The 14,247-nt window shown below is 69.7% G+C and carries 14 protein-coding genes; 6 read left to right on the forward strand and 8 right to left on the reverse strand.

The genetic code is table 11. The features are described 5' to 3' along the window. Complete coding sequence (locus ML539_RS03110; RefSeq protein WP_243320540.1) at window positions 1-465, forward strand: hypothetical protein; 465 nt, start codon at window positions 1-3, stop codon at window positions 463-465. Window positions 466-469: 4 nt separating this feature from the next. On the opposite strand, the gene ML539_RS03115 is transcribed toward ML539_RS03110, so the two are convergent. The 5 genes from ML539_RS03115 to ML539_RS03135 all read right to left on the reverse strand — a co-directional run bounded on the left by ML539_RS03115 (window position 470) and on the right by ML539_RS03135 (window position 6,530). After that, the gene (locus ML539_RS03115; protein WP_243320543.1) at window positions 470-1,366 is read right to left on the reverse strand and encodes a S1/P1 nuclease; all 897 of its coding nucleotides are present in this window, start codon (window positions 1,364-1,366) and stop codon (window positions 470-472) included. 33 nt (window positions 1,367-1,399) lie between these two features. After that, window positions 1,400-2,278, reverse strand: coding sequence for a signal peptidase I (gene lepB, locus ML539_RS03120; RefSeq protein ID WP_243320545.1), 879 nt, complete (start codon window positions 2,276-2,278; stop codon window positions 1,400-1,402). A 21-nt stretch (window positions 2,279-2,299) separates the two neighbouring features. Then, window positions 2,300-2,944, reverse strand: a complete 645-nt coding sequence (locus tag ML539_RS03125) for a hypothetical protein (protein WP_243320547.1) — start codon at window positions 2,942-2,944, stop codon at window positions 2,300-2,302. Continuing rightward, window positions 2,944-5,439 (reverse strand): Tex-like N-terminal domain-containing protein, encoded by a 2,496-nt coding sequence (locus tag ML539_RS03130; protein WP_243320549.1) that lies wholly within the window; start codon window positions 5,437-5,439, stop codon window positions 2,944-2,946. Before ML539_RS03130 ends, ML539_RS03125 begins: the two co-directional genes overlap by 1 nt. Window positions 5,440-5,519: 80 nt before the next feature. Next, window positions 5,520-6,530, reverse strand: a complete 1,011-nt coding sequence (locus ML539_RS03135; RefSeq protein ID WP_243320551.1) for a CobW family GTP-binding protein — start codon at window positions 6,528-6,530, stop codon at window positions 5,520-5,522. 193 nt (window positions 6,531-6,723) lie between these two features. On the opposite strand from ML539_RS03135, the gene ML539_RS03140 reads away from it, so the two are divergent. Together ML539_RS03140 and ML539_RS03145 are read left to right on the forward strand one after the other, a co-directional pair. After that, entirely contained in the window at window positions 6,724-8,007 is a 1,284-nt protein-coding gene (locus ML539_RS03140) for a glycosyltransferase N-terminal domain-containing protein (RefSeq protein WP_243320554.1), read from the forward strand. A gap of 14 nt (window positions 8,008-8,021) precedes the next feature. Further along, the gene (locus tag ML539_RS03145) at window positions 8,022-8,933 is read left to right on the forward strand and encodes a response regulator (protein ID WP_243320555.1); all 912 of its coding nucleotides are present in this window, start codon (window positions 8,022-8,024) and stop codon (window positions 8,931-8,933) included. A 104-nt stretch (window positions 8,934-9,037) separates the two neighbouring features. On the opposite strand, the gene trxA is transcribed toward ML539_RS03145, so the two are convergent. The 3 genes from trxA to ribB are packed head-to-tail and all read right to left on the reverse strand — an operon-like array spanning window position 9,038 to window position 10,967. Beyond that, entirely contained in the window at window positions 9,038-9,358 is a 321-nt protein-coding gene (gene trxA / locus ML539_RS03150; RefSeq protein ID WP_043483480.1) for a thioredoxin, read from the reverse strand. Window positions 9,359-9,375: 17 nt separating this feature from the next. Continuing rightward, complete coding sequence (locus ML539_RS03155; protein WP_243320557.1) at window positions 9,376-9,870, reverse strand: cyclic nucleotide-binding domain-containing protein; 495 nt, start codon at window positions 9,868-9,870, stop codon at window positions 9,376-9,378. After that, on the reverse strand, window positions 9,867-10,967 hold the full coding sequence (ribB, locus tag ML539_RS03160; RefSeq protein WP_243320558.1) for a 3,4-dihydroxy-2-butanone-4-phosphate synthase: 1,101 nt from the start codon (window positions 10,965-10,967) through the stop codon (window positions 9,867-9,869). The genes ML539_RS03155 and ribB overlap by 4 nt, the downstream gene beginning before the upstream one ends. Before the next feature lie 103 nt (window positions 10,968-11,070). Between ribB and ML539_RS03165 the strand changes: the two genes are divergently transcribed. The 3 genes from ML539_RS03165 (at window position 11,071) to ML539_RS03175 (ending at window position 14,247) form a co-directional block, all read left to right on the forward strand. Then, window positions 11,071-12,123 (forward strand): DUF4388 domain-containing protein, encoded by a 1,053-nt coding sequence (locus tag ML539_RS03165; protein ID WP_243320560.1) that lies wholly within the window; start codon window positions 11,071-11,073, stop codon window positions 12,121-12,123. Between the two features lie 112 nt (window positions 12,124-12,235). Beyond that, the gene (locus ML539_RS03170; protein ID WP_243320562.1) at window positions 12,236-13,321 is read left to right on the forward strand and encodes a hypothetical protein; all 1,086 of its coding nucleotides are present in this window, start codon (window positions 12,236-12,238) and stop codon (window positions 13,319-13,321) included. After that, window positions 13,318-14,247 (forward strand): permease-like cell division protein FtsX, encoded by a 930-nt coding sequence (locus tag ML539_RS03175; RefSeq protein WP_243320563.1) that lies wholly within the window; start codon window positions 13,318-13,320, stop codon window positions 14,245-14,247. The genes ML539_RS03170 and ML539_RS03175 overlap by 4 nt, the downstream gene beginning before the upstream one ends.

A 14,247-nucleotide genomic window follows, 5' to 3' on the forward strand; every position in this document is an offset into this window, starting at 1 on the left:
ATGCTGGTTTTCCAGGTTCCCCCCGCTGATGTGACGCCAGCCCCGGCAGTGCCCGTGCGCGCCCAGTACGGCTGGGGGTATTCCGGCTCCGGCGGCGAGGGGACCGGCACGTTGAACCTGCTCATGGAACCGGTCTCCGGCCGCCTGGTGGCCGAACTGCATGGGCTCGGCGAGCGCCTGCTGCTCCTGGAGGGAGACCGCGCCTCCGGCTACCGGCTCCGGGTGCCCCGGCAGAAGGTCGACCAGCGGGCCGCCACCCTGGCGGAGCTGCCGCTGCCCTTCCTGCCCCAGGTGGCCAGCGTCGAGGCCCTGCTGCGCATGCTCCGCCAGGGAGAAGGCCCTGGCGTGTCCGTGCTGAAGAAGGATGCCGCGGGACCCCGGAAGCTCCACTGGCAGGGCCGGGATCCCCAGGGCAAGGCCGAGCAGGTCTGGCTGGACCGGAAGCGCTGGGAGGAGAGCAAGTAGGCGATCAGGGCTCTGGTTTGCCGGCTGCGACCCAGGCGCTGAGGATGGCATCCCCCAGGTGCTTGCCCGCCAGCTGGAGTTGCCGGGTCACCACGGGACCCTGCCCGGCCCAGAAGAGCGTCCAGTAGGCGGGGGTGCGCATGGCCCGGCCGCGGGTGTCGGTGGGCGTGGTGCGGTCCGCGGTCCGGTCGTCCTCCAGGAGCTGGGGGATGAGCGCGTGGGAGGCGCGGAGCCATTCCCAGGGGCGCTCCAGGAATCGCGGGTCCACCTCGGCGGGAAGCGGGGCAAGCGCCTCCGGCTGGACGTACCGCTCGACCAGGCCGGTCTCCCAGCGGCTGTGGACTCCGCGCTGGTTCGTGGCCTGGCCGTCATGGTTCTCAGTGGTGTGCAGGGGCACGTGCGCGTCCGCCACGTAGTGGCTCAGGATGGACGTGGCCATGGACACCCGGGCGGCGTCGCCGGATCGGAAGGCATCCACCAGGTCCCGCCAGCGGTCCTGGATGATCCAGGGCACCACGCCCGTGCGGTAGAAGTCGCCGCCCAGGCGGGCCTGGGCCTCTTCCAGGGTGCGGGGGAGGTGATCGGGTCCCCCGTAGGGTTCCATGTCCAGGAAGTGGCGAGGGCCCTCCTTGCGATCCTGGCGCCAGTGGTCCGGGTCCGAGGCATGATCCTCCATCTCGCCCTCGCGCCCTGCGAACCAGGCGCGGAGCTCCGGCGGCAGACCTTTCAGGGCCAGGGCGCAGGCGGCCCGGTGGCCCTTGTCGCCCCAGGCGGAGAGGGGAAGGGCGGCCAGGAGCAGCGCGAGCAGGGGGATCTTCACGGTGTTTGGCGACTCTCTGAAAACGAACCCCACGAAGGACACGACGAAATACGTGAAGGGCACGAATATAGAGGCATTCATTCGTGCCCTTCGTGGAGATCTTTTGTGGCTGGGCTACTCGGGGATGGTCCCGGTGCGCTCCCAGCGGGTGCGGGTGAAGAAGTGGCGGGCGGCGTCGATGAAATCGGCGGCCACGTCCGCGGGGCCGTCGGGCACGCGGCCGTTGTCGTTGTCCGTGTCGCCCTCGCGGAAGCTCCACCACACGATGAAGGGCCGGCCCCGCAGGTGGTCCATGGGCAGAAAGCCCCAGTAGCGGCTGTCCATGCTGTTGTCGCGGTTGTCGCCCATGGCGAAGAGGTGGCCCGCCGGCACGGTGACGGGGCCCAGGTTGTCCTTGAAGCCTTCCTGGATGAGGCTGTTCATGGCCTGCATCTGGTTGTGGTCATGGAGGGCCAGCACCTCCGGATCCGCATGGCGCCAGAGGCCCACGGGATGCTCCGCCTCGCCGGCGTTCCGGGTCAGGGGCCAGGGGCCGGGCGTGGGACCCTCGGGACTCCGGCCGAACTGGAACTCGAAGGGGCCGGTGATCAGCTTGCCGTTCACGTAGAGCCGCTTGTTGCGCATCTCCACCGTATCGCCCGGCAGGGCCACACAGCGCTTCACATAGTCCTGGTCGCGGTCGATGGGGTAGCGGAACACGATGATGTCGCCGCGCTTCACGCTCCTCATGGGGAAGAGCTTCTCCTCCCAGGCCCACTGGGGCTCGGCGAAGATGAACTTGTTGGCCAGCAGGTGGTCCCCGATCATCAGCGTGTTGCGCATGGAGGCGGAAGGGATCTTGAACTGCTGGCCCACGAAGGTCTTGAAGAACAGGATCAGGATCATCGCGAAGCAGATCACTTCCAGGTTGTCCCGCACGGCGCCCTTGGCGGCGCCGGGGGGCAGCTCGATCTCGAGGTCGGTGGAGGTGTCGGAAGCGGATTCAGCGGCCATGTCGGCTCCGGGATTGGTCGATCAGGGACGTTGGCCGGGGAACGGGCCGGAGAGGGGGGCGGCAGGCAGGTCCACGAAGCCGCGGGCCACCAGCCGGTTGGTGGTCACCCACGCGCCGTCGCGTTCCTCCTGGGACTCCACCTCGCCGAGGTTCGGCAGGTAGAGCGTGCGGCGCCGGGGCCCGTGGGGCGGCTGGGCCTCCACCCACACGCCGACGGGGTCCGAGGTGGACGGCAGGAGGGACGCGCCTTCCCAGGTGGCGCGTCCCACCACGCGGAACCGGGTGCCCCGGTCCTCCCAGGCGGTGGTGGAAGGGAAACCTGGCGGCAGGGGCTGGGCGAGCACCCGGCCATCCTCGCCCAGGAGGGCGATGCCGCCGTCCTGGTGGCGGACCAGCAGGCTCATGTGGCCGCGGAGGCTGGTGAGATCCAGCTGCACCACCCGGGGGGAACCTGGCGCCATGGACGACCGGGCCACGCGCACCTGCAGGCGGTCCGAGGAGCGCTCCGGCTGGGGCCGTGACGGGTCCTCGAAGGCCAGGGTCAGCCCTTCCTCCCAGGGGCCGTAGACGGGGGCGGCCGGGCGCGGCTGGCAGGCCAGGGCCAGCAGCAGGGCCGCTGGCGCCAGCAAGGCCGCTGGTGCCAGCCGGGGCAGGCGCGGACGCATCAGCGGGGTCCCTTGTTGAACTTGGCCATCAGGTCGGTCAGCGAGGCGCCTGAGGCCGGAACCGCCGGCTCACGCTTGGGCTGGGGCGGACGGGCCTCGCGCTCGGGCCGCGCCGGGCGAGCCTCCTGGGGGCGCGGGGGCCGGGCGCCCTCCGGCCGGGGTGGCCGGGGACCTTCGGGTCTGGGTGGCCGCGAGCCTTCGGGCCGGGGCGGCCGCGGCCCCTGGGGCCGGCCGCCAGCCTGGGGGCCGGACTGGGGACGGGGAGAGCCCTGGGGCCCGCGCTGGGGCCGGCCCTGAGGATGGCGATGGTGGGGCTGCGGCCGCTCGACGCCTTCGGGGGCGGCGAGCAGGGCCTTGATGGACAGGGCGATGCGCTTGGCCTCCAGGTCGACGGCCAGCACTTTCACCTTCACGGCCTGGCCCACGCTGAGGGCGTCCGCCGGGTTCTTCACATAGCGGTGGGCGATCTCGGAGAGGTGCACCAGGCCGTCCTGGTGGACGCCGACATCCACGAAGGCGCCGAAGTCGGTGACGTTCGTGACGATGCCCTGGAGCTCCATGCCCACTTCCAGGTCGCTGGGCTTGTTGACGCCCTCGCGGAACTGCACGGCCTCGAACTGGTGGCGGGGATCGCGGCCGGGCTTCTTCAACTCCGCCAGGATGTCCTTCACCGTCTCCACGCCGAACTTCTCGTCCACGAGCAGCTTGGGATCCAGGGCGTCCAGCACGGCGTCGTTGCCGATGAGCTCGGGCACGGTCTTGCCCGCCAGCTGGCAGATGCGCTGCACCACGGGATAGCTCTCCGGGTGCACCGCAGAGGCGTCCAGGGGATCTTCGCCGCCGGGGATGCGGAGGAAGCCCGCGGCCTGCTGGAAGGCCTTGGCGCCGAAGCGGCCGACCTCCAGGAGCTGCTCGCGGCGCTTGAAGGCGCCGTGCTCGAAGCGGTGGGCCACGATGTTCTTCGCCAGCCCCTCTCCGATACCGGCCACATAGGCCAGCAGCTTGTAGGAGGCGCTGTTCAGGTCCACGCCCACGCGGTTCACGCAGCTCTCGACGACATCATCGAGGCCCTTCTTGAGGGCGGTCTGGTTGACGTCGTGCTGGTACTGGCCCACGCCGATGCTCTTGGGATCCACCTTCACCAGCTCGGCCAGCGGGTCCTGGAAGCGCCGGGCGATGCTCACGGTGCCGCGCACGGTGACGTCATGCTCGGGGAACTCCTCCCGGGCGATGTCGCTGGCGGAATAGACCGAGGCGCCGGCCTCGCTCACGCTCACGCAGATGAGGCCCTGGCGGTTCGTCTCCTTCAGCCACTCGCGGATGAAGGCCTCCACCTCGCGGCCGCCGGTGCCGTTGCCCACGGCAATGGCTTCCACGGGGTTCTCGGTGCAGAGCTTCTCGAGGATGGCGCGGCTGCCCTCCAGGTCCCGCTTGGGCTCCAGGGGGTAGATCACCTCGTTCTGCACCAGCTGGCCCAGCCGGTTGATGACCACCAGCTTGCAACCGGTGCGGATGCCGGGGTCCACGCCCAGGGTGCAGCGCTGGCCCGCAGGGGGCGCCAGCAGCAGGTGGTCCAGGTTGGTCTGGAACACCTTGATGGCCTCGCCGTCGGCCTTCTTCTTGGCCTCGTAGCGAACTTCCGATTCGATGGTGGGCGAGAGCAGGCGGTCGAAGGCGTCGCCGGCCACCTCGTTGAGGGAACGGCGGTAGCCGCTGGCCGGATCGATCTGCACCTTGGAGACGAGCTGGCTCACCAGGTTCTCGCGCTCCACCAGGAGCTTCACGGTCAGGATCTCCTCCTTCTCGCCGCGGCGCAGGGCCAGCAGGCGGTGGCTGGGGATCTTCCGGATGGGCTCGGAGAAGTCGAAGTAGGGCTTGAAGCGCAGCGCGGCCTGGTCGGCCTTGCGCTCCTCGCGGATCTCGGATTTCAGCACGCCCTGCTCGTGGAACTCCAGGCGCAGCCAGGCGCGGATGTCGGCATCCTCCGCCAGGCGCTCCGCCAGGATGTGGCCGGCGCCCTCCAGGCACTCGGAGGGCGAGCGAAGACCGTCCTCGTCCTTGATGAAGGGCTCGGCGAAGATGAACGGATCGGCGCCCGTCGCGTCGGTCAGGAGGGAATCCAGCAGGGGCTCCAGGCCGCGTTCCCGGGCCACCGTGGCCTTGGTGCGCTTCTTGGGCTTGTAGGGCAGGTAGAGGTCTTCCAGCTCGGCCTTCACCCAGGTGCCCTCGATCTTCGCCTTCAGCTCAGGCGTGAGCTTGCCCTGCTCCTCGATGGACTTCAGCACGGTCTTCCGGCGGTCCAGTAGGTCCTTGTAATAGGCGTGGCGGTCCTCGACGGCGCGGATGGCGACTTCGTCGAGCGATCCCGTCGCTTCCTTGCGGTAGCGGGCGATGAAGGGCACGGTGTTGCCCTCCTCCAGCAATGCCACGATGGCGGCCACGCCGGCGCGGGGGAGCTTCAGCTCCTTGGCCATGAGGTCGAGCACTTGATCCACACTTGCTCCTTGCATCCCGGGTCCGGGCGAACTGCGATGATACCAAGCCGGGCTCGGATCCGGCGATGGACCGCTCCGCGCTAGAGAAAGGCCTTGCGCCGCGCACCCGCGGGCGCGCGCTCCAGCGCGCGCAGGGCCTTCTTCCACTGGGTCGCGTCCAGGCCCGTGCCGATGACCACGGCCGCGCAGGCCGGGGCGCTGCCATCCGCGAGGAGGGGCAGGGGAGAGATTTCCAGGCGCCCATCGGCCAGCTGGAAGGCCCAGCGGTCGCTGCCGTCGTTTCGGGCGGCCCAGCCCGCGAAGGCGCAGACGCCCTTGGCGCGCAGCAGCTCGCCGGATTCCGGCGGCGCCAGCAGCAGGGCTTCCAGCGCCGCGGGGTCGATGGGGTGATCCCAGTGCAGGGTGAGCGACCGTGCCTCGGCGAAACTGGGGCCTCCGGAGGGTTCCCAGCCCTCGGGCACGGGGCGCAGGTCTCCGCGCCAGGGATCGGGACTGCCCTCGGGGGCGAGCCCGTGGCGCGTGGGGATCAGTGGGATGTGCCTGAAGGCCGCACGCAGCTCGCCCTCCCAGGCCACGGCCGCCGAAGGGTCGAGATCGGCCTTGCTGAGGTGGATGAGACTGGCCAGGGCGGCCTGCCGGTGGAGCAGGGGCTTGGTCTTCAGGTGGTCCACGGGGGCCAAGCTGGAGACCACCGTGAGCAGCCCCGCCAGCCGCAGGCGTCCGGCCAGGGCGGGCTCCACCTCCAGGTCCAGCAGGTCCGTGGGGTCCGCCAGGCCCGTGGTCTCCAGGACCACGCGCTCGGGCCGCTGGCCGTCCGGCTGGTCGCACCAGGCCTGGAGGGTGGCCACCACATCGTTGCGGAGGCTGCAGCAGACGCAGCCGTTCACCAGGTTCTCCACGCCCGCCAGCTCGGGGCGCTCGGCATCCACCAGGGTGCCGTCCACGCTGACGGCGCCGAACTCGTTGATGAGCACGGCCACGCGGCGGCCCGCCGCCACCTCGGCCTTCAGCAGGCGGTTCACGGCGGTGGTCTTCCCGGCGCCCAGGGGGCCGGTGACGATGAGGACTTCGAGCGGAGCGCGATCGGACATGCCTCCATCATGCCCTGGAGAAACAGCGGAACGCGAAGGCCGCGAAGGTGCCCTTCGGGCGGGCAAAGAGCGCGAATGGAACTCGACCCACCGCGGACGTTCCTTCGTGGCCTTTGCCCGCTTCGCGCCCTTCGCGTTTGCCTATTCAAGGTCTTCTTTGTCCTGCATCGGGCAAGTGTGAGAGCGTAAACGGATGGATGCCCTGGACCTGAGCTATCTCGCAGCCGTCTCCCTGGCGGGGGCCGTGGCCCGGTCCTGCGCCAAGGGGCTGCCGGAGGGCTGGCGGATCCGGCTGCAGGCGGAGGCGCCAGACCTGCCCCAGGGTCGCTGGATCTGGCTGCACGCGGTGAGCGTGGGCGAACTGCTGCTGGCGGACGGCCTGGTGGCCCGTCTGCGCGAGGCCGGCCACCGCGTCCACCTGAGCACGGGCACGCCAGCGGGGCTGGCGCTGATGGTGAAGCGGCTGCCGGGTTGGGACGCGGGCACGGGGCGGATCAGCGGCGGGGCCTTCCCCCTGGATGATCCCGAGGGTCTGGAGCCGTTCCTGCGACGCCCGCCCGGCCTGTTCCTGGCGCTGGAAACCGAGATCTGGCCGGGGCTGCTCCAGGCCCTGGAAGCACGTCGCGTCCCGCGGGTCATCGTGAACGGACGGCTCACGGAGAAGTCCCTCCGGAAGGGCGGCCCCTGGATGCGGCGGGCCGCCTCGCGGCTGAGCCTGGTGGCCGCCCGGGACGAGGCCAGCGCAGAGGCCTTCCGGCACTTGGGCGCTCCGGATGTGCGCCTGGGCGGCAACCTCAAGGCCGACCTTCCTCCCCCGCGTCCCCTGCAGGAAGGCTGGACGGCCCTGCGCGCAGCCTGGGCGGGCCTGCCCGTGGCGGTGGCGGGCAATACGGTGGAGGGCGAGGAAGACCTGGTCCTTGGGGCCTGGCGCGCGGCCCGGGAGAAGCATCCTGGCCTGAAGCTCATCCTGGCCCCGCGTCAGCCCCGCCGCTTCGATGCCGTGGCGGACCTGATGGCGGCCCGGGGCCTGGCCTTCCGCCGTGCCTCCGGCGGATGGGGAGAAGGCGTCCCCTGGTCGGGGACGGACGTGCTGCTCCTGGACACCCTGGGCGAGCTCTCGGCCGCGTACGCCGAAGGCACCGTGGCCCTGGTGGCCGGTGGCTGGGCCGCGGCAGGTGGGCACAACCCGCTGGAGCCGGTCCGCGTGGGAGTTCCGGCCCTGGTGGGCCCGGGTTTCTCTAATTTCGAGGACCTGGTTCCGCCCCTGCGCGAGGCGGGGCTGCTCCAGGTGGTTCCCGCCGCCGGGCTGGGCGCGGCGCTGGATGCGGTCCTGGCCGCCGCGCCGCTGCGCTCAGGGGGGCCGGCTCCGCTGCCCGAGGGCCTGAGGGGCACGCTGGACCGCACCATGGGGCTTGTGGAGCCCTATCTGGCCACCCTTTCGGCTGCCAGCGGGCTGGAATCGCATCGAGTATCCTGAAGCGTGGAGCCGCCATGACTCGCCGTGGGACGCACATCCTTCTGATCGATGACGACCCCTCGGTGCTCGAGATGGTCCAGTCCGCCCTGGCCCATTACGGGATGGAGGTCCACGGCTACCCCGACGCCGCGCAGGCCCTGGAGCTCCTCCAGAACCCCAAGGCCCCGCCCTTCGACCTGGTCATCAGCGACATCAACATGGAGGGCATGGACGGGTTCGAGGTGGTCCAAAAGGTGAAGGCTTCGCACCCCCACCTGCCCGTGGTGCTGATGACCGGCCAGGCCTCGGTGGACTATGCCATCCAGGCCATGCGGCTGGGCGCCTCCAACCTGTTCATGAAGCCCATCGCCATGAAGGATCTGGTGCAGAGCGTGTTCCACCTGGTGGACCTGCACCGGGACCTGCGGAAAACGGATGACGGCCTGCGCGGGTTGGTGAACGAGCGGCGGCATTTCCTGTTCCGGTCGGACGAACTGGACATTCCAAGCCTCACGCACCACCTCACGGACCGCCTGGTGCCCATGGGCTTCGCCTCCGCCGGCAACATCGACGTCATCGCCATGGCCATGCATGAGGCGCTGGTGAATGCCCTGGACCATGGCAACCTCGACCTGGACTCGCGGCTGAAGGGGGACCTCTTCGCCAAGGAGGATGCCTACGCGACCCTCCGCGCCAAGCGCATGGGGGACCCGGAATATGCGGGGCGCCTCATCGAAGTCCGCCTGGCCATGGACACGGAGCGGTTCGAGGTGGAGATCAGCGACGAAGGCCGCGGCTTCGACGCCGGCCGGCTCTCTCCGCCCCAGCCCGATTCGGAGATGGCGCCCCACTGCGGGCGCGGCCTGCCCCTCATCCTCCTCGTGATGGACGAAGTCCACTTCAACGAGAAGGGGAACCAGGTGAGGTTGGTCTTGCGAAGGAAGTAGGGACGGTCCTCAGGGATCAGTCCTCGGTCCTCAGTAAAGACAGGAACGGCGCCCTGGGGGCGCCGTTCCACTGAAGGCTGAGGACTGAAGACTGGGGACTGCCTTCAGAACGCACTTTCCACGAACGCCTTGAGCTGGGGCTTGGGCTGGCCGCCGATGAGCTTGTTCACCGGCTTGCCGTCCTTGAAGACGATGAGCGTGGGGATGCTCATGATGCCGAACTGACCGGCCACCTGGGGATTCTCGTCCACGTTCATCTTCACGAACTTGGCCTGGCCCTTCATCTCGGCGGCCAGCTCGTCCAGGACGGGGGCGATCATCTTGCAGGGGCCGCACCAGGGGGCCCAGAAATCCACGAGGGTGACACCCTGGGCGACGGCTTGGGGGAACTCGGCGTCGGTGATGTGCGCGACGAGGTCGGACATGGGAACTCCTTTCAGGTTCAGGGTACGGGAATGGGGCCGCCGGGATTGGCGCCACCCCATTGGGCGATGGTGAAGATGCTCATGTAGCGGTCGTTGGTTTCCCGCAGGCGCTGCGCGAGCACTTCGCAAAGGGCGTAGAGGATCTTGAGCGCGATCTTGTGCTGGGTTTCGATGATGGACCGGAGGTCCTGCAGGGGGATGAAGAACAGCTCGGAAGGCTCGTTGGCGATGGCATCCGCGGCGCGGGCGGACAGGTCGATGAGGGCCATCTCGCCGAAGTAGGCCGGCGGCGCCAGGACGGCGAGGGCCTCCTCGCCCGTGGCGCCGCGCTTGGAGATCCGCACCGAACCCTTCAGCACGATGAAGAGGCCGTCGCCGGCGTCCCCTTCCCGGAAGATCACCTCGTCGGCCGCGACCTGGCGCTTCTGGCCGATGATCAGGATCTGGGCGCGCTCCACCTCGTCCAGGTTCCTGAACAGGGGCGACTGGGTCAGGAAGCGGGCGTCGATCACCGGGGATCCGAGGAAGGTTCCAAGGGCACGTGGGCACAGATGTCGAGGCCGAAGCCACGGAGTCCAATGTACTTGGTTTCATGCCGGCTGAGCAGGCGCATTTTTCCAACCCCCAGCTGGCGCAGGATCTGGGCGCCCACGCCGAAATCCCGGTCGTTCATGGCCTGGAGCTGGGCGTGGCCCTCCTCCGCCACCCCCGGGGTGTGGGCATGGCGGCGCAGGTAGACCATGGCGCCGCGGCCCTCCTTGGCCAGGGCGGCCATGGCCCGCTGGAAGAGGCCGGTCTCGAAGCCGTGCAGGTCGTCGGGCAGCGTCTCCACATGCACCCGCACCAGGGGCGGATCGCCCCCCAGGTCCCCCAGCACGAAGGCCAGGTGGCTCCCGCCGTCCAGCAGGCTCCGGAAGCTGTGGACCTTGAGGGCGCCCCACTGGCTCACCATGTCGCGGGCTCCCAGGTGCGTCACCAGGGGTTCCTGGCGGAGACGGTAGGCGACCAGGTCCGCCACGGTCACCAGCGGCAGGCCGTGCTGTTTGCAGAAGGGCACCAGGTCCGGCACCCGGGCCATGGTGCCGTCGTCCTTCATGATCTCGCAGATGACGCCGCTGGGATGCAGGCCCGCCAGACGGGCCAGGTCCACGCTGGCCTCGGTCTGGCCTGTGCGCGTGAGCACGCCGCCGGGCCGGGCCCGCAGGGGGAACACGTGGCCGGGCTTCACGAAGTGCTGGGGCTTGGCGTCCGGGGCGATGAGGGCCTGGATGGTGCGGGACCGGTCCTGGGCGCTGATGCCGGTGGTGGTGCCTTCCCGGGCTTCCACCGAGATGCAGAAGGCCGTCTCGAAGGGGCTGGTGTTGTCGCGGACCATGAGGGGGATCTGGAGGCGGTCCAGCACCGGGCCCTCCAGGGCCGCGCAGATGAGGCCGCGCCCATGGGTGGCCATGAAGGCGATGGCTTCCGGGGTGACATGCTCGGCGGCCAGGGTGAGGTCGCCCTCGTTCTCCCGGTCCTCGTCATCGACCACCACCACCATGCGGCCCTGCCGGATGGCGTCGATGGCTTCCTCGATGGAGGCGAAGGGGGAGTCGGGGCGGGTGCTCATAGACCCATCAGGATCGCTCAGGAGGACCCGGGGGGGAAGGGCGCACTCCATGGTAAGGTTGACCATCTTCTGTAGGCCTTCATTTTCCCGAGAGGAACGACCCATGTCCCAGGGTGTGATCCAAGGCTCCATGCGTGAGGCGCCGCTGCCCGACATCATCCAGCTCGTGAGCCAGGGCGGGAAGTCGGGGTGCTTCCACGTGCAGCAGGAGGCCTCCCGCGCCCGCATCTACCTCAAGGATGGGCGGATCATCCACGCCGTGACCCACGCCGGGGAAGGCTTCGAAGCCCTCATGGAAGTGGCGCTGTGGCTCGACGGCTCCTACCGGTTCGAGGAGCTGGTGCCCGATGTCCAGGCCACCATCACCAAACCCAACGCCTCCATTCTCATGGAGTTGGGCCGACGCATGGACGAGTGGCGCGTCATCAGCCAGAAGGTCCCTTCGGTGGACCTCTACCCCGCCTCCACCCTGCTCCCCGGAGAGACGCCGCACGGCGTGAACGCCCGGGAGGCGCAGGTCCTGGCGCTCTCCACCGGGTACTACAGCGTTGCCGAGGTGGCCGAGGCCATGCAGAAGCCCGTGCTCACCATCGCCAAGGATCTCTATGGCCTGGTGATGGCCGGCCACGTGACGCTGAAGGGCATCCGGTCCGGCAAGCCCCCCAAGATCGACGTTCCCGCCGCTCCCCCCCAGCCCGGGCTCCCATCCGGGATCCAACCCGAATCGGCGCAAGTTCTTCCGGACATCCGGGAGATGGATGCCGCCGGGCCGTCCATTCCTCCCCCTCCCGTCACCGCAGGGTTCCCGGAGAACGCCGAGCCGTTCCCTGAGACCGTGGGCGGAGGGGTCGCCGGAACTCCGGCTCCCGCCCCGGCCAAGCCCGCGCCGGCGGACGATCCCCAGCGCATGGTGAAGCTGATGAACTTCACCCAGCGCATCGCCCAGGCGGCCAAGATGGTGCTTCCCGAAGCCCAGCACGAGATGGTGCACCGCTACCAGGCCAAGGCCACCCAGCAGATCATCTCCGGCGACGGACCGGAAGCGGTGAAGAACCTCGCCCTGGCCATCAGCCGAGGGGCCGTGGATGCGGGCTGCGATGCCGACATGGTGCGCACCCTGAATACCCACCTCAAGGCGCTCTTCGCCACCAAGTAGGCGAACCCCCATGATCCGACCTCTACCCGCACCGGCCTCCGGCACCGGGAACATCGCGCGCGCCCTGGGCATCCCTCTCAAGGCGCCCCTCGCCACCACGTAGGCGGTTTCCATGATCCGACGTCTTCTCGCAGGCCTCGCGGCAGTGCTCTCGATGGTGGCCATGGGGTGCAAGGAACCTGATGGCAGTTCAGGCGGGACCACGGGCGTGGCTCTGTACGCCTACGACAGCACCACGAGCTCGGTGTTCGTCTGGAGCGACCTGAGCGCCCTGTACGACAGCACCGCCACCTCGGTGGCGCCCACCAAGACGATCACCTCCTCGGTGTTCAGCACCAAGATCGGCAGCCTGGCCTGGGGCGGGCTCTGCTTCGACCGGCAGAACGGCTACCTGTACATGGTTTCGGACACAGGCACCATCGTGCGCGTGAGCAACATCCGGACGCAGAGCGGCGACGTGGCCAGCTCCGACGTGGTCTCCTTCAGCCTGTCCAGCACGGGCCGGCTCTCCAGCTCGACGTTCGGGCAGGCCAGCCTGGACCCTCAGACCGACACCCTCTACATCACCGAGAACGGCAGCAGCGGCACGCAGATCTGGGTCGTCAGCAACGCCAGCACCCAGCCCCAGAGCGCCACGATCACGCTCCAGGCGCTGGCGGCGAGCGGAGACACCGGCGGCACCGGGGTCGCCTCCGCCTCAGGTTCGGTCTACGCCTTCATGCTCTCGGGCGACACCGTGGGTACCGTGACGACCTACACGGGGCCCCGCCTCCGGAAGGGTACCGCCTCGGGGTTCGTCGGCGCCAACACGATCATCGGCCCCTCCACGCTCCTCGGCCAGTACGGCTCCCTCGCCCTGGACACGGGGAACGGCTATCTCTTCGTGGCCCGGCACAATACCGATGCCGGCGTTTCCACGGCGCCGATCCTGGTGTTCACGACCGGGATGTTCGGCCAGGCCTATGATCAGGCCCCGACCGCGACCCTGGGAAGCGCCACGGACCAGCCCAACCTCCGCGTCATCGCCCACGCCGGCACCAAGGACTGGCTGGTGGGCCTGCGCGGAAACGACTCCACGGCCTTCGCCACCATCGACCTGTGGAAGTCGCCCATGGGCGGCACCGCGGCCAAGACCATCGTCGCCTCGCCCACCACGGCCCTATTCAAGGGCGTGGCGGTGGACGGGAACGCCTCGTGACCGCCCTCCGCCTCCTGGGATTGCTGCTCCAGGACGTGCTGCGGGACCTCTTCCGGCACCGGGGCCAATATTTCCTCGCCGTGCTCACCCTGGCCTCGGGCCTCCTCCTGGCGGGCGGCGGCCTGCTCCTGGTGGAGAGCCTCGACCGCTTCGTGGGGCGCCTGGAGGACATGGCCAAGGTGGTCGTCTACGCCGCCGATGGCAAGACCCTCGATGAGGCCGAGGCCCGCCTCCGGCGGGATCCCCGCTTCCGGGAAGTGCGCCGGGTGACCGCCGTGGAGAACCGCAAGCGCTTCCAGTCGGCCACGCGCGAAGCGGGCCTGCTGCTGGAGAGTGCCGGCCAGGACGCCCTGCCGGAGAGCCTGGAGCTGAGCCTCCGCCAGGACCTCGCCGAAGGCGCCAAGGCGGTGGAGGTGGCCGCGAGCCTGCGGAATCTCCCGGGCGTGGGCGATGTGCTGGCAGACCAGGAACGGCTGGAGCAGATTCAGCGCATGGCCCGGATGCTCCGCTCGGCCCTGGCCAGCCTGGGCGCGCTCCTCCTGGTGGCCGCGGGCTTCGCCACGGGGAACGTCATCCGCATGAGCATCCTGGCCCGGGAGGAGGAGATCAGCATCATGCGCCTGGTGGGGGCCTCCGAGAGCTTCATCCGCACGCCCCTGGTGCTGGAAGGCGCGGCCCTGGGCTTCGGGGGCAGCATCCTGGCCCTGCTGGGCCTGTTCGGCCTGTGGCTGCCCGTCTCCCGGGGCATGGGCGGCCTCTCGCCGCTCCTCGTGGACCTGGCCCGCCTGGGCTTCTTTTCCGCCGGCAGCATGGCGCTGCTCGCCTTCGTGGGGGCCGTCACCGGTGCCCTGGGCGCGCTCTGGGCCTTCTGGAGCACCCGCCGGGCCCAGCGTGCCGAGGCCGCGCTGATGGAGAGCGCTGGCTGA

The organism is Geothrix sp. SG200, from assembly GCF_022808935.1.
Lineage (GTDB): Bacteria > Acidobacteriota > Holophagae > Holophagales > Holophagaceae > Geothrix > Geothrix alkalitolerans.